The 20483-nt window shown below is 37.1% G+C and carries 22 protein-coding genes; 12 read left to right on the top strand and 10 right to left on the bottom strand.

Annotation, left to right across the window (positions count from 1 at the left end):
* Positions 1-19: 19 nt before the first annotated feature.
* Both H1R81_RS07455 and H1R81_RS07450 read right to left on the bottom strand, forming a co-directional pair.
* A complete protein-coding gene (locus H1R81_RS07455; protein WP_181840082.1) occupies positions 20-1237 on the bottom strand; it encodes an anhydro-N-acetylmuramic acid kinase in 1218 nt (405 codons plus the stop codon).
* Between the two features lie 149 nt (positions 1238-1386).
* On the bottom strand, positions 1387-2151 hold the full coding sequence (locus tag H1R81_RS07450) for an IS5 family transposase (RefSeq protein ID WP_181840081.1): 765 nt from the start codon (positions 2149-2151) through the stop codon (positions 1387-1389).
* Positions 2152-2232: 81 nt separating this feature from the next.
* On the opposite strand from H1R81_RS07450, the gene H1R81_RS07445 reads away from it, so the two are divergent.
* Both H1R81_RS07445 and H1R81_RS07440 read left to right on the top strand, forming a co-directional pair.
* Positions 2233-2550 (top strand): PIG-L deacetylase family protein, encoded by a 318-nt coding sequence (locus H1R81_RS07445; RefSeq protein ID WP_181840080.1) that lies wholly within the window; start codon positions 2233-2235, stop codon positions 2548-2550.
* A 23-nt stretch (positions 2551-2573) separates the two neighbouring features.
* The gene (locus H1R81_RS07440) at positions 2574-3071 is read left to right on the top strand and encodes a hypothetical protein (RefSeq protein ID WP_310588056.1); all 498 of its coding nucleotides are present in this window, start codon (positions 2574-2576) and stop codon (positions 3069-3071) included.
* A 1-nt stretch (position 3072) separates the two neighbouring features.
* On the opposite strand, the gene H1R81_RS07435 is transcribed toward H1R81_RS07440, so the two are convergent.
* Entirely contained in the window at positions 3073-4383 is a 1311-nt protein-coding gene (locus H1R81_RS07435; protein WP_181840079.1) for a D-alanyl-D-alanine carboxypeptidase/D-alanyl-D-alanine-endopeptidase, read from the bottom strand.
* Between the two features lie 243 nt (positions 4384-4626).
* On the opposite strand from H1R81_RS07435, the gene H1R81_RS07430 reads away from it, so the two are divergent.
* Positions 4627-5115 (top strand): DinB family protein, encoded by a 489-nt coding sequence (locus tag H1R81_RS07430; protein WP_181840078.1) that lies wholly within the window; start codon positions 4627-4629, stop codon positions 5113-5115.
* Positions 5116-5193: 78 nt separating this feature from the next.
* Here the strand turns inward: H1R81_RS07430 and H1R81_RS07425 are convergent, their stop codons facing one another.
* A complete protein-coding gene (locus H1R81_RS07425; RefSeq protein WP_181840077.1) occupies positions 5194-7878 on the bottom strand; it encodes a T9SS type A sorting domain-containing protein in 2685 nt (894 codons plus the stop codon).
* Positions 7879-8173: 295 nt separating this feature from the next.
* Between H1R81_RS07425 and H1R81_RS07420 the strand changes: the two genes are divergently transcribed.
* The 3 genes from H1R81_RS07420 to H1R81_RS07410 are packed head-to-tail and all read left to right on the top strand — an operon-like array spanning position 8174 to position 11154.
* On the top strand, positions 8174-10072 hold the full coding sequence (locus H1R81_RS07420; protein WP_181840076.1) for an ATP-dependent DNA helicase RecQ: 1899 nt from the start codon (positions 8174-8176) through the stop codon (positions 10070-10072).
* Positions 10073-10117: 45 nt separating this feature from the next.
* Positions 10118-10600, top strand: a complete 483-nt coding sequence (gene moaC / locus H1R81_RS07415; protein ID WP_181840075.1) for a cyclic pyranopterin monophosphate synthase MoaC — start codon at positions 10118-10120, stop codon at positions 10598-10600.
* The gene (locus H1R81_RS07410; RefSeq protein ID WP_181840074.1) at positions 10597-11154 is read left to right on the top strand and encodes an NTP transferase domain-containing protein; all 558 of its coding nucleotides are present in this window, start codon (positions 10597-10599) and stop codon (positions 11152-11154) included. Before moaC ends, H1R81_RS07410 begins: the two co-directional genes overlap by 4 nt.
* A 10-nt stretch (positions 11155-11164) precedes the next feature.
* Here H1R81_RS07410 and H1R81_RS07405 read toward each other — a convergent pair whose 3' ends face one another.
* Positions 11165-11581 (bottom strand): molybdenum cofactor biosynthesis protein MoaE, encoded by a 417-nt coding sequence (locus H1R81_RS07405; RefSeq protein WP_181840073.1) that lies wholly within the window; start codon positions 11579-11581, stop codon positions 11165-11167.
* 18 nt (positions 11582-11599) lie between these two features.
* Positions 11600-11842, bottom strand: coding sequence for a molybdopterin converting factor subunit 1 (gene moaD, locus H1R81_RS07400; protein ID WP_181840072.1), 243 nt, complete (start codon positions 11840-11842; stop codon positions 11600-11602).
* 210 nt (positions 11843-12052) lie between these two features.
* On the opposite strand from moaD, the gene blaOXA reads away from it, so the two are divergent.
* Positions 12053-12841 carry a class D beta-lactamase gene (gene blaOXA / locus H1R81_RS07395; RefSeq protein WP_181840071.1) on the top strand — a complete coding sequence of 263 codons (789 nt, stop codon included), beginning with the start codon at positions 12053-12055 and terminating at the stop codon, positions 12839-12841.
* Positions 12842-12871: 30 nt separating this feature from the next.
* Entirely contained in the window at positions 12872-13630 is a 759-nt protein-coding gene (locus tag H1R81_RS07390) for a LytTR family DNA-binding domain-containing protein (protein WP_181840070.1), read from the top strand.
* 121 nt (positions 13631-13751) lie between these two features.
* Here the strand turns inward: H1R81_RS07390 and H1R81_RS07385 are convergent, their stop codons facing one another.
* Positions 13752-14333, bottom strand: coding sequence for an NUMOD4 domain-containing protein (locus H1R81_RS07385; protein ID WP_181840069.1), 582 nt, complete (start codon positions 14331-14333; stop codon positions 13752-13754).
* Positions 14334-14550: 217 nt separating this feature from the next.
* Between H1R81_RS07385 and H1R81_RS07380 the strand changes: the two genes are divergently transcribed.
* Positions 14551-14913, top strand: a complete 363-nt coding sequence (locus tag H1R81_RS07380; RefSeq protein ID WP_181840068.1) for a CoA-binding protein — start codon at positions 14551-14553, stop codon at positions 14911-14913.
* 69 nt (positions 14914-14982) lie between these two features.
* On the opposite strand, the gene H1R81_RS07375 is transcribed toward H1R81_RS07380, so the two are convergent.
* The gene (locus tag H1R81_RS07375; RefSeq protein ID WP_181840067.1) at positions 14983-15651 is read right to left on the bottom strand and encodes a YdcF family protein; all 669 of its coding nucleotides are present in this window, start codon (positions 15649-15651) and stop codon (positions 14983-14985) included.
* 114 nt (positions 15652-15765) lie between these two features.
* Between H1R81_RS07375 and H1R81_RS07370 the strand changes: the two genes are divergently transcribed.
* A complete protein-coding gene (locus H1R81_RS07370; RefSeq protein WP_181840066.1) occupies positions 15766-16068 on the top strand; it encodes a YtxH domain-containing protein in 303 nt (100 codons plus the stop codon).
* 47 nt (positions 16069-16115) lie between these two features.
* On the opposite strand, the gene H1R81_RS07365 is transcribed toward H1R81_RS07370, so the two are convergent.
* Both H1R81_RS07365 and H1R81_RS07360 read right to left on the bottom strand, forming a co-directional pair.
* Positions 16116-16571, bottom strand: coding sequence for a hypothetical protein (locus H1R81_RS07365; protein ID WP_181840065.1), 456 nt, complete (start codon positions 16569-16571; stop codon positions 16116-16118).
* A 147-nt stretch (positions 16572-16718) separates the two neighbouring features.
* On the bottom strand, positions 16719-18317 hold the full coding sequence (locus H1R81_RS07360) for a sulfatase (RefSeq protein ID WP_181840064.1): 1599 nt from the start codon (positions 18315-18317) through the stop codon (positions 16719-16721).
* 226 nt (positions 18318-18543) lie between these two features.
* Here H1R81_RS07360 and H1R81_RS07355 point away from each other — a divergent pair, with 226 nt between their 5' ends.
* Both H1R81_RS07355 and H1R81_RS07350 read left to right on the top strand, forming a co-directional pair.
* Entirely contained in the window at positions 18544-19326 is a 783-nt protein-coding gene (locus tag H1R81_RS07355; RefSeq protein WP_181840063.1) for a TIGR00266 family protein, read from the top strand.
* 258 nt (positions 19327-19584) lie between these two features.
* Entirely contained in the window at positions 19585-20421 is an 837-nt protein-coding gene (locus H1R81_RS07350; RefSeq protein ID WP_181840062.1) for a sugar phosphate isomerase/epimerase, read from the top strand.
* Positions 20422-20483 lie beyond the last annotated feature (62 nt).

Genomic DNA, 20483 nt, shown 5'->3' with positions numbered 1-20483 from the left:
ATACAAATGTAAGAAAAAATTATTGTGGAAATGAAATTTTACCCATTGATACACTTGGTATTCCTTTACGTGAACCAAAATCTGTTTTGCCCCCTACTAAAGCTTCATTAGCAAGAGTAGCAAATAAAATGGCTTCTTTAGCATCGCCTGAAATACCCAGATCATCAGTCAGTCGAAAATCAAAATCAGGCAATAACTCTTTCAGAAACTGCATAATTAGCGGATTATGTACTCCACCACCACTTCCATAAATTCTGAATGAGCCAGGATTAACAATATATTCAGGCAATTGAAGGATCGATTTCTGAATGGCTTCAGCAATAGTCTCAGCCGAAAATCTACAAAGGGTAGCTAAAATATTTTCGTCTGAAAGATACGTTGTATTGCTTTGCTGTTGCGCATTTGCCAGATATTCTAAATTGAATAGTTCAGGACCAGTGGTTTTCGGAAAAGGCTTCATAAAGAAATCATCCTGCTTCAATGCTGTCAGTAATACCTGATTTACATCTCCTTGTCTGGCAATTCTGGCGTCTTCATCATATGGTAAATCGAAGTATTTCTTCATGTAGGCATCAATTATTGTATTTCCCGGGCCGGTATCTGAAGCAAAAACTTCGTTTGCATCTAAATTACCTGCCAGATATGTAAAATTTGCAATACCACCCATATTAAGCAGAATTCTGTTTTCACCCCGTTTAGAAAAAATCAGGTAGTCGCCGTAAACGGCTAAAGGTGCTCCTTCCCCCCCTGCGGCACAATGCTTCTGACGGAAATCGGAGAGTGTAATGATTCCGGTTTTTACTGCCAGATGATCGCCATCACCGATTTGAAGTGTAGCATTCGGGAATTTCTCAAGTCTGTGCAGGATTTTAGGTGAATGAAAAACCGTTTGTCCATGACTTGCAATTATATCTACTTTTTCAGTGGGTATTCTCCATTTTAAAAGCAAATCATTCACTATTTGTCCATGTAAATTGCCAATCCAAGGGTTTAATACACATAGTTGCTGAAAATCTATTTCTTTTCTGGCAAATACCTTTCTTATTTCATCTTTTATATCTTCCGGAAAGCTTATGGTATCAAAATGCATTAATACTATTTCAGTATCTCCACCGCTTTTTCTGAACTCACACAAAGCCACATCTAATCCGTCCATTGAAGTACCAGACATCAACCCGACAATTATTCTTTTCTCTTTCTGTGCAATGCTATAGAGTTTTTTTATGTTTTGATTCATTTAGACTTAGTATTTTCTTACTCTCTTATATCTTTAACTTACAAAAATAGGGTTTAGAATTGAAAAACAAATGGGATTCTTTTTCTCTAACGTTTATATTTACAAAGGTTTATATTTAGAACATGTTTAAAAATTATATTCGGTAAATATCATAACCGATTTAGGATAATTTGGCAATTAGTCCATAAAATCCATGCTTCAGCACTTTTTGTCGTTTTTTCATAGTCTTTAGAGTGCCTACGAAAGAAATTAAGCCATCCAAAAGTACGCTCGTTGACCCATCTCCATTTTACAGGAACAAACCCTTTTTCAGAAGGTGGTTTAGAAGCAAATTCTACCTCTAATCCTATAATATTCTCTTTTACCCATCCGTAAAAGACCTTTTTATAAGCATCATCCACTAATATTTTTCGCATCCTCTCCAAATATCCTAAACAATGTTCCACTAATAGATGAGCTTTTACTCCATCATGAATATCAGCACTATGCACTACTACTCCCCATATTAGGCCAAGTGTATCTACTATAATATGCCTTTTTCTTCCATTAATGCATTTGTTTCCGTCAATACCTTTATCTTCTTTGCAAAATGAAACCGACTTAACTGATTGACTATCAATACATAATAAACTAGGAGTTTCCTTTTTACTTTGTCGCGTCCTTTCTTTTTTATTTAATTCACTATTTATCCTGTTTAATGTCCCGTTAAGAGCCCATTTTCTAAAATAATAGTAAATTATTTGCCATGACAAAGTAGGATGATTTAGGTTTCTCCATTGTGTTCCAGTGCGCAGTATTTCTAAAATCCCATTAACTATTTCTCTTAAATTATGTTTACGTTTTCTATGTTCATTTAAAATTTCTTCGATAACTTGCCATTGGGTATCGGTCAATTCAGTAAACTGAGTTTGCATTAAATTATAGGTTTGGTCACTTACAATTTACGCAACCGATACCCTTTCTCAAAATTTAAACATACTCTTAATCCTCTATCAATGAAAAAACTTCTTTTCGCCGTTATTATTATATTTCTCTTCCTCTCGGGGGTATATTATTATTTGCGTAGTCAATTGCAGGATGATTCTATTCCTTTAGCTAATAGCTTTTCAGGCGAAAAGGCGATGTTTATTTTTCCTCATCCCGATGACGAAATCACGAGTGCTGGCACTTTGAAATTATTAGACAAAAAAGGCATTGAAACAAGTTTGATTACCTTTTCTCATGGTGAAGCCGGGTGGAGCAATGGGCTTGTGAATGAACAAGATTCAGTTAAAAGGAGATTTACTTTGGGAAAATCAGGTTTAAAGAATTAAGTTCCGTCAGACAATTATTAGGTGTGGGCAATCAGGAAATTTTAGATTTTCCTGATAGCTGCATCAAAAACCTGTCGCCGGATTCTATGAAAAAAGTAATCAGAGAGAAAATAATACGCTACTTACCTACTATTCTTTTTACTTACGATGATTTGATTGGTTTATATGGCCATCCATACCATCGCCTGATAGCACAATATACCAAAGAAATCTTTTTAGCTGAAAGAGGCAAAAATGGCTTTTCTGTTAAAAAACTTTATCAGGTTACTCTCCCGAAGCCAATGATTGAAATTGCAAAAAGGATTTCAGCCAGCTTTAAGAGGAACTTTGGTAATGCTACGTTGCCTACTCCTACAGTGGCTGTTAAAATAACAGAAGTAGGTGATTTCAAGAAACAAGCCATGCTGCTTCATGTTTCTCAAAGACCCATTTTTAATGATATGCAACCTTATTTCGATAAGATACCTGTCTGGATATACTATCGTATCTTTGATAAAGAGTATTTCATAGAAGTAAAGTAGCCTATTTATTCTCGTAAATCCAAGTCAGGATTTTTTCTACTTCCTTACGAACCTTAGTTGTTGACTGATTGAAATTATTATTCATAAAGCTCACCAATAAGGTTTTCCCTTTTTTTGTAATCAAATAGCCACTTAAGTTATAAACACCACCTAAAGATCCTGTTTTAGCAAAAATGAATGGTTTGTCAGTATTTTTATAGCCATTCTTCAGTGTACCCGACCGGCCTCCAGCTGGTAAAATAGAGTAAAGTTTTTGCTGAGGTATTTCTGCTCTCATCTTCTCTAAAAGTTTTATGATAGAGCGGGGGGTAAAAAGATTGTATCTTGATAACCCAGAGCCATCTACCCATTTAGGTGTATCAGGTAAATCCAGCAGGTATTTTTCAGTAATAGATTTAATAACAAAAGAAGAATTGAGTGAATCTTTTATAACCGCTCCACAAAGTAGTAACAGATGTTCGGCAAGCATATTATCACTTTCCTGCATCATTAATCGATATACATCCTCAGAGGGCATACTATAGATAGTTTGCGCATCTTTTGGCACAGGAATATGTTTCAGGCTCACGTTTCGGTTCAAGGTGTCTATCAACAATTGTTGGGTTAACCCTGTAAAGGTTTTATAGGGTATATCCTGCTTATAATTATTTTTCTCCAGGATTGACTTAGGCAATAAAAAGACATTATCTGTTTGAGTACGGGTAATTGTATTCCCTCCATCTTTTTTTTTTTTATAAAAACTGTTTTCAAAAATAGATGGTTGGAGTGTCGTAGTTCCTTTTTCGATATTTATCCTGACTATATTTCCATACATAGGTAGTGGAGAAATTTCGGCCGAATAATAATCATTGTAATCATCCCAGGCCCAGCCTTCTCCCATGGCTGTATTTGTAAAATTACCATCCGAAAAAGTCAGGAACTTAAGATTTTTATAACTTTTCAGAAATTCAAATGCCTTTGTATTTTTTAGGTCATGGTGAAAAAACGTCGGGTCTCCTGTGCCCCAGAAAACCAGAGTATCTCCTTTTATAATATATCGCAAAGCAGGAATCGAATCACCCAGGATTTTGGTACAAGCATAGTATGTAAACAACTTAGTGTTAGATGCGGGTGTAAAATACTTGTCGGCATTTCGCTCAAAAAGTGTTTTTCTCTCGTCTACGTCATAAATAGCCATGCCAGTAAAATTCTGAGAAAACACCCTCGAAGTATCAATCAGTGTAGCATACGGTCTCTTTTTTGACAATTTCTGTGAGGTTGTACAAGAAATTCCGATAAAAGCCAATAGGGTTAATAGGATAAGTTTCTGCATATTTTTTATTTTTTGCGAATTTACATCAAGGTTACTATTATTTGCAACGATTAATAAAGTGTATTTATGGGAAATATGAAAACTTTTCTGATTCTTCAATCTCTTAGTAAAATGATTCTTTACACTTGTTAGTTTTTAAGCAAGTAGAACTATTTCTTTTTTTGCTCCGTTCTGCCCTTAGCATAGAATAACACTCTCTTTCTCCTGAACGACATTATATTTTCACTTCTAAATCTATTAGGTATGAATCATCTCGACTTATCTATTAAAATCGCTATCAATAACTGGCAATTGCAAATTATTGCCTTCAATAGCCTACTCGAAAAACTCTCTGACCAACAGCTAATAACTGAAATAGCTCCGGCTAAAAACAGAGGTGTCTATCTTTTAGGGCATCTGACAGCCGTCCATGATTTAATGCTTCCGCTTTTACACTTCCGAAAAGCTCTATACCCTGAATTACACTCTGTTTTTGTTGAGGCAGCCGATAAAACAATCGTTGAAATTCCTCCAATAATTCAGTTAAAAGAACAATGGGCAGCAGTAAATGATACTTTGATATGGCATATAAACCATTTACCTGTTGAAGAATGGTTTACGCAACATAATAGTATTTCGGAAGAAAATTTTGCAAAAGAGCCCCACCGCAACCGGTTGAATGTACTATTAAGCAGAACCAATCATTTGAGTTATCATAGAGGACAATTAGCCTTGCTGATAAAGAAAAGCTGACAAGAGATTATATCCTTTATAAACATAATAGCGACACTCTCATTTTGGGAGTGTCGCTATTATGTTTATAGTTTTCAGTTATCGGCTTACAACAAATCTTTTTACTACAGACCCTGTTTCGGTATATAATCGAACCAGATAAGTACCTGCATTAAAATCGCTTACATCTATTTTCTGATAGAAAGTATTTATATCTGTAATAAATTCTCTGTCCATCACTTTTTTACCGTTTGCGCCAAATACTTCCATTTTTACACGACCTGGTTTAGCCAAGGTAGTGCTGATTTGTATTTCGTCAGGCGATGGATTTGGCGATAAAGTAACTGCTTTTTCTAAACCTGGCTCTACTGCTAAGACAGGTGGCGGTGGTGGTAATTGTATTTTGAGGTTATCAATGGCCCATCCCCAACCATAAGTTAGCTGGTCAGAGAATAAACGGAAACGAAGCAGAATAACATCTCCGCCCGAAAAATCACCACTACTCAACATCTTAATAGTTCTTTTACGATATAGTGAAGGAACGCCTACCCCTTTTGAGTCTGCCGACTCAAAAGGCTGTCCGTCTGCTCCCATAACAGTACCCGAAACATAATTGTTAAATATTCTTTTCCATTCCGAATCACTTGTGGCATCATAGCCATCTTCAAATGGTATCCAAGATGCTCCACCATCGTAAGATCCCTCAACTACCACATAATCATAGAAATCAGCATCACCATATAAAGATCCGTTTGCACCGGGCTCTATCAATGCAATTTCATCAAATGTGATATTGGCTGAATCGTCTTCTGATTTTAGTTCTATTGGCTTTAAAAACAAAGCCATTGTATTAGATTCAAGGTTTTCGTCTCCCCCGTTTTTATAGGGGTGAGCCGAATGTAAAGCACCATCGCTAAAACCCGATGGTTGTGTAATACCCCAACCACCTATACCAGCAAAATCTTCATTAGGGCTATTAAAATCTGTACTGTAGGTTAAAACAGGCGTTTGTGTATTCAGATCTGTTACCACAAATTCATAATAATCAGGTTTAGGCCTTACATTAGTTCCCGGCGTATTAAGGTATGATGGCAGAACAGTGGTATTCTTATTCTTCGAATTATCAATAGCTACAATACGATAGAGCACATGGTCGCCTTTTTTCAAATCACCAAAAACGGCTTTACCCAAATAAGCAAAAGCATCATTTCTACCCTGCGAATAGGCTTTATCATCTGTAGCCGGATTATATTTTTTCAGACCAACCGGAGCTTTTGCCTGTCCGTTCACCATATATTCTACATAAACAGTATCTATTCCGTGTTCAAAGTCATCTTCAGCATTCAGAAAGATGTCAGGTTTAGATGTTGATGGTACAAATGTAAGTGGAAGGTTTGAAACAAAAGGCGATGAAACGTCTTCCTCACCAATCTGGAAACCATAGTAGCCTTTTAGCGGAGCCTCTGCAGGAATAGTATTTTTGCGTTTAAAATTATCCTCTACTACAATATAGTATCTAATAATTGAACTTGCTGCTGTAACAGGGATAACCGCTATATACTCGTTCGTATTACCTGCTCTTGTCAGGTTTATAGCTTTTGCCTTGGTAATTGTGTCATTTTCTGTATAATATACCTTCGCACTACCTGCTACTAATGTCGTATCACTCAGGATAGTAGCTTTTACTATTACACTTTTAACAGAATTTTCGATACTTTTAATTGGTGTATGTAAAATCGAGGTGCCTTTCCAGCCCATATCTGCAAACATATTCTTCACTAATGGCCCTGGATCTCGGATTACTTCTCTTAAACTTGCTGCTGATGTCATCAAAGAGTTAGGATTCCCTGACGTATAAGTATTATCATCAACGTGAGAAGTACTCGAACCTGCCTGATAGGTGAATGGAGCATATAACCGTGGCTTTTCATCGCCCTTTGCGGCAGAGGCAGGGCTATTAAAAAATAAATTATTCCCAACTAATTGTTGACGTAATGCAGCAGATGGATTAGGGAAAATACCTGTATCTATTAATTGTTGTCCTGTGGCATTTTCTACAAACTGATCGAAAATGAATGGTGAGCCTGTTTCATAGCCCCATGCCGCAGTAGATGAAGTCTGGGTTGAGCGTAATGAAGAAGTAAAACCCAAGCCATGACATAATTCATGCAAAACTACAGAAGCAAAATCAAACTCATTGCGCCCTGGAGTACTTGTACCTAAATACCATGGAGCAGAACTGTTAAATTCTGCTACAATATCGGCATCGTTAACGGAATTCAGTTCTTGCCCGGCTATTTTTTCAGCTAAGGCAATGGGATACCATGTACTTGCTTTTTGCTGACCGGGAAAGTTCCGTGTAAAATCTGCAGGACTTGCCTGACCTAAAATAGTACCTGCTGTATTACCGCTATCAATCGGATGCCATATAGCATCAATACGGATAGGAACAGGTGAACTGATAAGATTCGACCATATATCAACCGCTAACTGGAAAGCTTTTTGAGCAGCAGGAGAAAACCCGCTATAATTAACAATAAAAGTAGCTTTAGCAGTCGATCTTACATATTTTCCTTTCAGAGCCTCTTCTATTTCTTTAGCAGGAGGAATATAAGTATTCGCATCAACATAATTACCCGGACACACAATCATCTTCCCTTTCATAAATTCAATTTTATTCGGGTTGGTCCTGGCAAGCTGTTCGTGGCGTGGTTTAATCGTTTTCTGGGCAATCGCTGACATTACCAAAAGAGTTAGTATGCCAGAAAGGTAAATTTTTCTCATAATCTTTAGCGTCAAATCCTGTTTCCTAAGGGTCTTAAAAAAATACGAAATTCAATGGGTCAAGGTTGCTTTGAATTTTTCTACAAGGTATAAATTCTCACGAATATAATAACGTTTTTATTAAGCGAATATTAGAAATAGTAGTAGAAGTATTATTTATCGGCTAACTTTCCTGAATACATAAATTTATTCATCATTCTGCTTAAACTTATTACTAATCGTCAGGGATTACCTGTCGGATTAACAAACTGAAAGCTTATCTTTGCATTAATAGACGAAAACTGCGATTTGAACGATGCAAGCATCAAAAGAAATATTATTAAAATATTGGCGGCATGATTCGTTCCGGCCTTTACAGGAAGATATTATTAATTCTGTATTAGCTGGAAACGATACGTTAGCGATTATGCCAACCGGGGGAGGGAAATCGATTTGTTTTCAAGTGCCTGCCTTGCAGATGGATGGAGTCTGTATTGTAGTTACTCCACTCATTGCACTAATGAAAGATCAGGTAGAGCAATTAAAGAAAAGAGGGATTAAAGCGGCGGCCATCTACTCTGGTATGCATCGCACCGAAATAGACTACACACTTGATAATTTTGTATATGGCGATTATAAGTTTCTCTACGTTTCGCCCGAGCGGCTATTGACAGAAATTATGCAGGAACGTACCAAGCGCATGAAGGTATGTTTACTGGCTATTGACGAAGCTCACTGTATTTCACAATGGGGTTATGATTTCAGACCACCCTATTTAAAAATCCCTGATTTCAGAAAATTTACTATTAATGCCCCGATGATTGCCCTGACAGCCACAGCCACTAAAGACGTCAGGGAGGATATTCAGCAAAAATTGGAGTTGAGAAATACTAAGGTATTCCAACAGAGTTTTGCCCGGCCTAATATATCCTATTCGGCTTTTTGTGAAGAAAGCAAAGAACGCAAACTGTTTGATATTCTCCAGAAGGTACAGGGATCGGCTATTGTATATGCAAGAAGCCGCAGAAGAACCAAAGAGATTTCAGACTGGCTCAATCGTAACAAGATAAGTGCTGACTTTTATCATGCTGGATTGGCTATGAATGACCGTTTTAAAAAACAGGAAGCCTGGATTAAAAATCAGATTCGGGTAATAGTAGCAACTAATGCTTTTGGCATGGGTATAGACAAGTCCGATGTAAGAGTAGTTATACACCTTGATTTACCCGAAAATTTAGAAGCCTATTATCAGGAATCGGGTCGTGCCGGAAGAGACGGACTAAAGTCTTATGCGATTCTACTCTATTTTAAGCCTGACTTAGTGGATATATACAAGCAGATAGACCAGAAGTATCCACCTATTGAGAATCTGAAAAGGATTTATCAGGCATTAGCCAACTATTTTAAATTGGCGGTAGGTGCGGAGAATTTTGAAAGCTACGATTTCGACTTTCAGGAATTTATTAGTACGTTCGGCTTAGTAGCCAATGATACCCATAATGCATTGAAAAAATTGGAAGATGAAGGGCTGATACAACTAAGCGACTCTTATTTCAGCCCCTCAAAGCTGGTTTTTAAAGTTGATAACCACAGCTTGTATAATTTTCAGCTTAAAAACGCAAATTATGATAAGTTTACGAAAATACTCTTAAGAATGTATGGTGGGCAATTGTTTACTGAATTCACTACCATTTCAGAAAGTGCCATAGCCAGAAATTTCTTTGCTCAGAATGCTGAAGTAGAAAAAATGCTTGAGTATCTTCATGAGGTTGGGATAGTTACTTATCAGAAACAAAAAAGTATTCCGCAACTGATTTTCCTGACTGCCCGACAAGATGCTAATTATCTATCTATCAATCGGGTTGAGCTGGAACGACGCAAAAAGAAAGACGTCGAAAGGGTAGATGCCGTAGTACAATTTGCGCAGGAAGACCGCCGATGCCGTATGCAATTTCTACAACAATATTTTGATGAATTTACAGAAAATACTTGTGGTATCTGTGACAATTGCCTGAAACAAAAGAAGCGTGACATACCTTTTGATATCTATGCCAAGTACCGGCAAAAAATTTTAGAGATTCTTCCAGCCAATGTGATTCAGGTAGTAGACTATCATTTCTTCACTAACAAAGACTTTGTAACAGAGGTAATCAGACGAATGATTGAAAATGAAGAAATTTGGTATAGTGAGTTGGGCATTTTACAAAAAAAATAACAATTGTAGCGCGAACCTCTGGTGCGCAGTAATCAAAATAACTTTATGTCAGAATTCACTCATATAGATGCCGCAGGTAACCCCTCAATGGTGGATGTAAGCGAAAAAAGCATTACCAAACGCCAGGCCAAAGCCCGAAGCGTTGTGGTATTAGATGATGCCATACTCGAAAAATTGCAAAACGATGAAATACATACCAAAAAAGGGCCAGTATTTCAGACAGCTATTATTGCCGGAGTAATGGCCGCCAAACGTACGGGTGATTTAATACCACTCTGCCATCCTCTGGGACTTGAAAACTGCCAGATTACAATTATGCTGAATGCAAAGAAAGAAGTGGTAATTGAATGCATGGCCTCGTTAACCGGAAAAACAGGGGTTGAAATGGAAGCACTAACCGGAGCAAGCATTGCGGCCTTGACTGTATATGATATGTGCAAGGCTTTTTCGCACAGTATTATTATTAAAGAAACCCGTTTGATTGAAAAATCGGGTGGTAAACGAGACTTTAAATTGGACACTGAATGAACGGGCTGATTCTGATTGGAGGCAAAAGCTCACGTATGGGTACAGACAAAAGCCTGCTCAATTATCATGGTCTTTCTCAGAGAGAACACCTGTTTTCTTTATTAGGTAAATTTTGCAAAGAAGTCTATTTTTCATCAAGAAAAGAGCAAGGGCTTTCAGAAAATGTCATTATTGATACCCTTGCTATCAGCCCCATCAGTGGTATTCTATCGGCCTTTGAAAATAATTCAAAAACTGCTTGGTTGGTATTAGCCTGTGATATGCCCTTGGTTACTGATAAAGCGATTGAACTACTACTCAAGCACAGAAATACCGAAAAAATGGCCACCGCTTTCTACAATCCCGAAATTACTGCACCTGAACCACTCATTACTATTTATGAACCCAAAGCCTATCCTTTGCTAATTGAATACATAAATGCAGGGCATAAAAGCCCAAAAGTTTTTCTTCAAAATAATAATGTGCAGTTGATATATATTGAAGAAAAAGGGTTTTTGAGAAATGTAAATACAAAACATGAGTTTAATGAATATCAATCAATCTCAATGCAATAGTTTCCACCTATCAAGGCGTAGCCGATACCCAAACCTCTCCATCTTCAAAAATCTCTTTTTTCCAGATTGGCACTGTTTCTTTCAGGGTATCAATCACAAATTCACAGGCAACAAAAGCTGCTTTTCGATGTGCCGATGAAACGGCAATTACTACCGGAATTTCACCTACATCCAAAGTACCTACCCGATGATGTAAAGAGATTTTTTTTAGAGAGAATTGCTCAACAGCCAATATTGCAATTTTCCTCATCTCCGAAATAGCCATAGGCTCGTATGCTTCAAAATCAAGTCTTATTACAGCTTTGCCCTTGGTCTGGTTGCGCACTGTCCCTACAAAAACCACTATTCCTCCGACATCATCTGTTTTTACAAAATCAAGGCATGCTTTTTCAGAAAGAGGTGTATGTAAGAGTTGTATATCAATCATGGTTAGTATCAGATTTTATTATCCTCCACTCACAGGTGGAATCAACACTATTTCATCGTTTTCTTTCAAAGTCATAGCATCTTCAGCATATTCTTCATTCAAAGCAATGCGTAAAGACTTCAACGTAGCAAACTTAGGAAATTGTATTGAAAGCTGATTTTTCAAATCTGCTACGGTTGCTTCAGAGGGTAAAGAAAGTTTATATTCAAACTGCCCAATAATATCTCTTGTAATACCAAAACACAATACCTTTAAATTCATTTTTTTGTTAACTTTTCCAATACAACACCTAAAATCTATTGATTGATTCCTTGTAACAAATGTATTTGGAAGCTCATTTCCAGATTTGACATCCTCATTTTTTGTAGAATAAAATTCTCTGCAAAAAAGAAGGGTATTTCAATAATAATTCCTTGTAAGCTGACTATTTTTGTTAGAAATCAGTCCAAATTTACTCTGTGCTTTATTAGAATGAAAAAACTACTCACTTTTATTTTTATTTCCACTCTTTTAGGTGACGCTTTTGCGCAAAAAACTGAAGATTTAAGTCAGTATTTTAAGGAGAAAGATCTTGAGGGAGGCTTCTTCTTATATGATTACCAAAAAAAAGAATATATAGTGAGCGACAAAGCCGACTTTACAAAGCCAACTTCACCTGCTTCAACTTTCAAAATCCCCAACTCGCTCATAGCCTTAGAAACAGGGGCAATTAAAGATGAAAATGAAGTTATCAAATGGGACGGTCAAAAACGCTGGCTTGAAGCATGGAATGCAGACCACGATTTAAAGAACGCTTTTAAAAATTCAACTGTCTGGTTTTATCAGGAATTAGCCCGAAGAATTGGTGAGAAAAATTATCATCAATTCCTGCAAGCCCTAAGCTATGGCAATCAGGATATAAGTGCCGGGTTAACAACCTTTTGGCTTGGTTCGAGTCTGACAATTTCTCCGAAAAACCAACTTGAATTTTTAGTAAAGTTGTATGAAGAGAAATTACCCTTTTCAAAAAGGACATTAGAGATCGTAAAGAAAATTATGATTCGGAAAGAAACGCCTGAATATACAATAAGAGCCAAAACAGGCTGGGCTGATACTCCTCCTAAAGACATAGGCTGGTATGTTGGCTACGTACAAAAGAAAGACAATGTATATTTTTTTGCCACAAGAGTTTATAAACCTGTAGAAAAAAGTATTCCGACTTTTGGGGGAGACCGAATTGAAATAACGACCAAAATTTTAGAGAAACTCGGCATTATCTGATACCTTAAAACGCAATAGAAAACTACTCGTATGAAGATTAAAACCCTGATTGTTGATGATGAAGTAAGAGGAAGCCAGGCTCTTGCTAAATTACTGGAACGCTATCCTGAAATTGAACTTCTGGGTGCAGCTCATTCGGCAGATGAGGGCATCGCTACTATTCAAAGGCTGAAGCCTGACTTAGTGTTTCTGGACATACAAATGCCTGGTAAAACCGGATTTGATATGCTCAATGCCATGCCGGAGGTAAAATTTGAGGTAATCTTCGTAACAGGTTATGACCAGTATGCTATTCAGGCCTTTAAGTTTGGAGCGATTGATTACCTGCTTAAACCTGTTGATATAGATGACCTTGATTACTCGGTAGAAAAAGTAATAGACCGGATTAAAAAGAAGGATACTAATCACAGCATAGAGTTATTGCTACAGAACATACGCACACCTAAGAACGAAAATATGCAACTGGCTCTTCCGACCCAGGAAGGCGTATTTTATATTCCGATTTCAGAAATAATCAGATGTGAGTCCGATGGTAGCTATACTGTTTTTCATTTCTCTGACAAAAAGAAAATCATTGTTTCGAAAAACGTAAAGGAATATGAGGAATTACTAACCCCATATAGTTTTTGCAGGGTACACAATCAACATCTTGTCAATCTGCGTCACGTAAAAAAATATGTAAAAGGTGAAGGTGGATTTGCAATCATGTCAGACAACTACGAGGTAGAGGTAGCCCGACGTAGAAAAGAAGATTTTCTGGCCGAATTGGGCAAAATAACAATCAGATAACCTCTACAGAAAGTTTAAAATTTTACAGGAGAGACACGGCTTTTCTTACTTAAAATAGTCTCTATCTAAAACTAAGTAGAAGATAAAAGCACACTTTAAAGTATTCTATCATAATTGCTACTTACTCATCTGTTTTCAGATAACCCCAGTTTTCACCTGATCGTATGCGATTCAACTGGGTGTGCGTGATACCAAATTGTTTTGCTATCATTTTCAGACGGGTATTTTCATTCTGAAGCATCTTCTTGATCATTCTGACCTTGGTCTCAGTCAACTTGTAGTTCTTCGTATTTCTCGGAATCGGCTTATTCTTTACAGCAGGGTTTTCGCGATTATGCTCTACCATTTCATCTTTTGTTACCCACTTCAGGTTTTCAAAATGGTTATTCATTTTGTCGTAGTCAAGGTGGATAACAAATTTATGTTCAGGGCTTTCTCTCTTCACAAAAGTTTCAGCCACTAATTTATGTATATAGCGATTAAATGTTTTTCCTTTAGGTAATCTTACATTCAAAGACCTGTATCCCTGAATAACTGAACCTTTAATAATTGTACCTTTGGAATCATTTTGCAAACTACGGAGCCTACCAAAATTTGAGACCTCATAGCGAGGTGGATTTTCAACTCCTTCTACGTCAATGACAACTGGTGTCCATCGTTCTGCCCAAAGAGCATTTTTTTCACTATTCGTTCCTCTATTCATCACAAAAATTATATAATTATTAAAACCTTAACTATATCATAATATGCATAAAAAAGTATGCCAGCAAAATATGAGTATAAGCATCGACAGTTAGGATTTCTTCGCATAATAACAACATTTCTGATAAAAAATTGTTTCAAAATATTGTTTTAATCTAAAATTAAGGAACAAAAACCATTTATCTAAATGTTTTCAAATTAAACAACACGACACCGAAATGTCAAAAAAAACTTTAGTAATAGGAGCATCTACCGATCCGACACGTTATGCATTTTTAGCTGCCAACAGATTATTACATCATGGTCATGAAATTGAACTCATAGGTAAAGACCAGGGAAAAATTGGCAGCAAAGAAATACAGACAAGCAAGCCTGATATAGAGAGCATAGATACAGTAACTATGTATATCAGTCCCAAACGTCAGCCAGAATATTACGATTATATTGTAGGATTAAAACCCAAGAGAGTTATCTTCAATCCAGGCACAGAAAATCCCGAGTTTGAAAAATTACTTGCTCAAAATAAAATAGAACCTTTAGAGGCCTGTACACTTGTCATGCTTTCTACAGGGCAATATTAATGAGTGATTTTTATTAAGCCGAAAAATAATTCTTTTTCAGCTCAAATATTTATTAAATGGCAAGAGTTTTTAGCTTGCCATGCGTCCTTCAAATCCTAATTCCAAAAGTCGTTCATAGGCAGTCCAAACCTCCTGAGGTATATCCATTGCTATCAGAAAGCCCTTGCTTGGATAAATCTTCAGCCTTTGTAAATCACCTGTCATATTACTTATGACACGTTCTTTAGAAATACCTTCAGCCAGACAGCGTACCATATAAGAATCATAAGTATCCGGCAAAGCAGAAACCACAAAGTCAAACTCTTTAAACTGCACCATTGCTGTAGCATAAGTACGACGAACCATATAAGGTTTCTGAACCAGAATAAAACTCTTAAAATTTAGATTTTTTTCTTTCAGTAGTTTTTTTGTACATATAAAATTTGCTCCTGTATTAGTCGCTTCGTTCTCTAACAGAATCGCATCAGCAGGTACACCTTTGCTTACAGCAATATCAAAAAATGCTTCTGCTTCGGTTTTAGGCATTGCATTTCTCAATTCACCGACAGGCCGCACTACTCCCCCTGAAAAAATAATATAGGGAGCAAAACCCTCGTTATACAATTGAGCGGCATAGTCGGCCACGCTTGGATCGTGGCTGCCTAATACAAAAATACAGTCAGCTTTTTTTAATGACTGTTGCAAAAAATGATAGTCAAACAGCACTCGCGCGTAATTATCAGTAAGGTTTTCTTCCATTTATCAACATTTTTTACCTATGAGCAAAATTAATGATTATCCTCATAAATTATTGATACTTTTACTGCATAACTTCGTCAGAAGTTAGTTTTAACAAAAAATCAAATTAAGACAATGGTAAATGCAAAACACTTAGCTACATTCGTGCTGGGAGCAGCTGCAGGTGTAGCCTTACACAAATATTTACAGACAGAAGAGGGGGAAAAAGCATTGGCTGATTTAAAAGACAAGGCCAACCAGTTTAAAGGTGAAGCTGAACAAGCAATTGACAAAGCCCCTGAGTATTTTGAGAAACTGAAAACCGAAGGGGCAGAAGCCTTGAAGCAGTATTTTCCGGGTGCTGAGAAATTCTTACAGGATTTATTTGGCAAAGGCCCTGAAAATCCGACACCGCCAACAAGTGAACCGCAAGCATGAAAAACAAAGGCTAACTTTTTAGGTTAGCCTTTGTTTTTGAAACTCTTTTAAGCTTTCTTGATTGTAAAACTGATTTTGTAATCCTGCAAACTGATCGGATCTGGTGTTTGCGGATACGGAGACACGTCTGTCACTTCAATAAGATAAGTATTCCCATTCAGTTCTACTGTAGTAGAAGAAGGTTTCTGTTCGCCACCTTTTATTTCAATAACCGCCTCTTTAGTAGCTCCTTTTTCAGAAACGCTTATATAAACTTTAACCATTCCTTCCCAAACACATACAACGCTTTTCGGACAACGGCTATCTTCTATTTTTGTAACTTTTACCTCAACCCCTTCTTGCAACACTACTGCTTTAGAATATGCTGTTTCAATTGTACTACCAAACGAAGCTTTTTGCTCTGTTACTTCGTCTTTCGAACACGCAGTTGCCAATGCAACCATCATAACTACCATTAACCTTTTCATAGAATTGTCCTTTAATTTTTTTAAGCTATCTTTCATACTATCAGAGTTTTTAGTTCAAAAACCATTCCATGCTATTTTGTCTAAAATTCTCTACATTTATTACTATGATACTAATTAGTGCTAAAAGGTTGGAACATTTCTGAATTTATTTAAATAAAGTTAGCTAACTTTAGAATTGTCCAATCAATTGTCATTCGAAATTACTTTACTTTTCCACCAGTTTTCGTTGGGCTTCCATTTAATCTTAAGTATTTCCTTACGATGAGCTTCCAGCTTTTTAAGTTGTTTTGTATTTATCTCCTGCTTCCATTGAGCCAATGCTTCTGGAATATAGTTTTTATCCGGTACGGGAGATGATGCACATGTTTCATTTAACCAGTTAAATAGTATTTTCCGTAAGCGCACTCTTTCCTTTGTATTTGTTTGAGCTACATTATTGTTTTCAAAAGGGTCTGTATCGAGGTTATAGAGTTCTTCATGCTTGTCTTCGTAATAATAAATGAGTTTCCAGTTATCTTTCACTACGTAAGAAGCAGGCTGGCTACCTTGATTGCTGTAGTGCGGATAGTGCCAGTATAAGGCTCTGTCTTTTATCGCCTGGCCTTTCAGCAACGGGCTGATATTTGTCCCGTTTAGCTTTTGTCGGATATGATATCTATCATTAAGTGTCAGATGCAGTAAGGTAGGAAAAAAATCTATCCCTGATACAGGCGTATCAGATGTAGGCACTTGTTTCAGCCACGGAACATAAACAACCAATGGAACACGTGTGCCGCCTTCCCATTGCATACCTTTACCGCCGCGATAATGTAGTGGAGCTGTAGAATAATCATCGCCCGAGTTAACCCCTCCATTATCCCCGGTAAATACAACTATTGTGTTTTTATCGAGTTTTAATTCTTTTAGTTTTTGCAATATTACCCCGACGGCATCGTCCATTTGCTCAATAAGGCCAGCATATACAGGATTATCCTGATATTTGCGGGTAGGAAAAAAATGTGAAGTATCAAATCCTACATCATGTATTCCTTGCTGGTCAGATTTGTCGCGGTATTTCTTCCATTTAGATTCAGAGGTCTGAATAGGTGCATGCACTTCATAAAAAGAAAGATACGCAAAGAAAGGCGTATTCTTGTTTTGTTCTATAAATAAACCAAGTTCTTTTACCAGTTTCATTGCATAACTCATACCTTGTTCCTGTGGCCTGTCAATAAGCTTTTCATTATTAAAAGGTGAAAAATATCCGCCAGAATAAGGTCCCCCACTCTCAGAGCCTCCGATATTCACGTCAAAACCTTTGTCGGTTGGCGAAGCATTTTCTGATTCTTTTCCCAAATGCCACTTGCCTGCCATTACAGTTTTATAGCCATTATGGTGCAATACTTGAGCAATGGTTGTAAGGTTAGCATCTATCGATAGTTGATATGGCGGTGGTAGTAATTTTGTATGCCTGCCTGTTTTAGACCACGCTTCTCCGGTTTTTGCATATAGATAGTCAGTAATACCATGCACTGTAGGCCATGTTCCTGTAAGAATACTCGCTCTTGAAGGGCTACAAACAGAACTGGCTGAATATCCTCTTGTAAAAATTGTTCCTTTTTTAGCAAGTGAGTCTGTATGTGGTGTTTCATAATATTTACTCCCTGAAAACCCCATGTCATCGCAGCCCAGGTCATCTACCAGTATAAAAAGAATATTGGGTTTTTCAGGAGTCTTCTCATTAGAAATACCTGTAAAAAGAGACAATATTATTGTAAAAATCAAATGAGAAGTGTATAACATAGGCAACGATTTAGTGACCAAATTTAAAAATTCTCAGTAAAAAGACCCATTATGCTCTATTAAAAAATTTCTACTAACTCTACTTTTAGTTTTTTTGTATTGTTGAATCTGATACTCAAAAAATTACCATTCCCTCAACAATCTACCCATTTATGTAGTTTTTTTTGAAAGATATTCCTCTAAACTTCTATATTCGTCTCGAAATCATAAACCCAATTATATAGCTATGCGTTCTCACGAAATTGATTACAAAATATTTGGCGAAGACATTCAGATTGTCGAAATCGAGCTTGACCCTTATGAAACTGTAGTAGCCGAAGCAGGCTCTATGCTTTTTATGGAAGACGGCATACAGTTTGAAACAAAAATGGGCGATGGTTCACAGCCACAACAAAGTTTTTTAGGTAAACTTGTGCAAGCAGGAAGCCGCGCATTGATGGGTGAGTCTATATTCATGACCCACTTTACCAACCGGGTGCCTCAAATGAAGCGTAAAGTAGCATTCGCGGCACCGTATCCAGGCACTATCAAAGCAGTTAATCTGGCTGAAATAATGGGGAATACCCTGATAGTACAAAAAGATGCTTTTTTATGTGCCGCTTTGGGTACAAGTATCTCTATTCACTTTAACAAACGCCTGGGCTCCGGTTTTTTTGGTGGCGAAGGCTTCATACTCGAAAAAATTCAGGGCGACGGTATGGCATTCATCCATTCAGGTGGGGTGGTTATTGAGCGTCAGTTAAATAATGAAACCTTACGCATTGATACTGGTTGTGTAGTCGGTTTCGAACCACAATTACAATTTGATATTGAGAGGGCAGGCAGTCTTAAATCAATGATTTTTGGTGGAGAAGGTCTGTTTCTTGCCACGCTTCGAGGTACAGGTAAGGTATGGATTCAATCATTACCAATCTCGAAACTCATCCAACGTCTGGCTCCTTATGGTGGCAATGCCAACAAAGAGAGCGGTTCTATTTTAGGTGGTTTAGGTAATATGTTTGAAAGCTAAGATTTGAAATACATTTGAGCAAAAGCACAGGTAGTTAGCTGCCTGTGCTTTTTTGGTAGACTAAATATAAATAGTACTAAAGATACGGATAATTTATTGCTCCAATGATAGATACGATAATCTCTGTTGTTTGAAACAAATAAATAGATTGAATATAGATTAAAAGCCACAAAAAAATCATACTTATCCCTCCATTTGTGCTATAAAATCTGCTAACTTGCCGTGTCTTTTATAACAACCAAAACCTCCTGCAAAACTATGATGATTGATCGCAGAAAATTCTTACAACAATCGGCTTCTTTGGCTGCATTGGCCTTGATTGCTAACAGAGTAGAAGCCAAAGGTACGCTGAAACAATTCGGTTGCCAGTTATACAGTATCCGTGATGTATTGCCAAAAGACCCTAAAGGCTATATGAAGCAATTGGCTGATATGGGCTACGAATATTTTGAAAGCTACTCAAAAGACCCATTCTGGGGAATGACTCCAAAAGAAGCAAAAGCTTATCTGTCTGACATTGGTGTGAAAATGGTAAGTACACACCTGGGCCTGCCTGACACAAACGAGGAAATGATTGCCAAATGTGCTGAAGCAGGCTTAAAATATGTAATTTGTCCGGCCATTGGTATGCAACCATCAGCAGATGCCTGGAAACAAAAAGCAGAGACTTTCAGCAAGCATGGTGAAACTGCTAAAAAATATGGTATCAAATATGGCTATCATAACCACTCATATTCATTCCAGAATGCCAATGGCGTAAAAGGCCAACGTATCTTATTAGATAATACCGACCCATCATTAGTGATGTTTGAGCTGGATATGTGCTGGATTGAAGCAGCAGGTGAAGATACATTGGCTCACCTGAAAGAATACGGTAAACGCTACGAACTTTGCCATATAAAACAATTGGAAACTAAAGACCCTAAACCAAAACAAACTGATTTGGAGAAAGGTATTATTAATTATAAATCTTTATTGCGTGCAGGGAAAGATGCAGGCATCAAGTATTACCTGGTAGAACAGGAGCAATACCCGGTAAGCCCGATTGAGAGTATGAAAAGCGATGCAGCTTATCTGAAAGACCTGAAGTTTTGATTTGCATATATATTAAAAGGGTGACAAGGTTTTAAACTGTGTCACCCTTATTTTTTGATATA

The organism is Emticicia sp. BO119, from assembly GCF_013912375.1.
Taxonomy (GTDB): domain Bacteria; phylum Bacteroidota; class Bacteroidia; order Cytophagales; family Spirosomataceae; genus Emticicia.
This window is presented reverse-complemented; position numbering and strand designations above follow the sequence as displayed.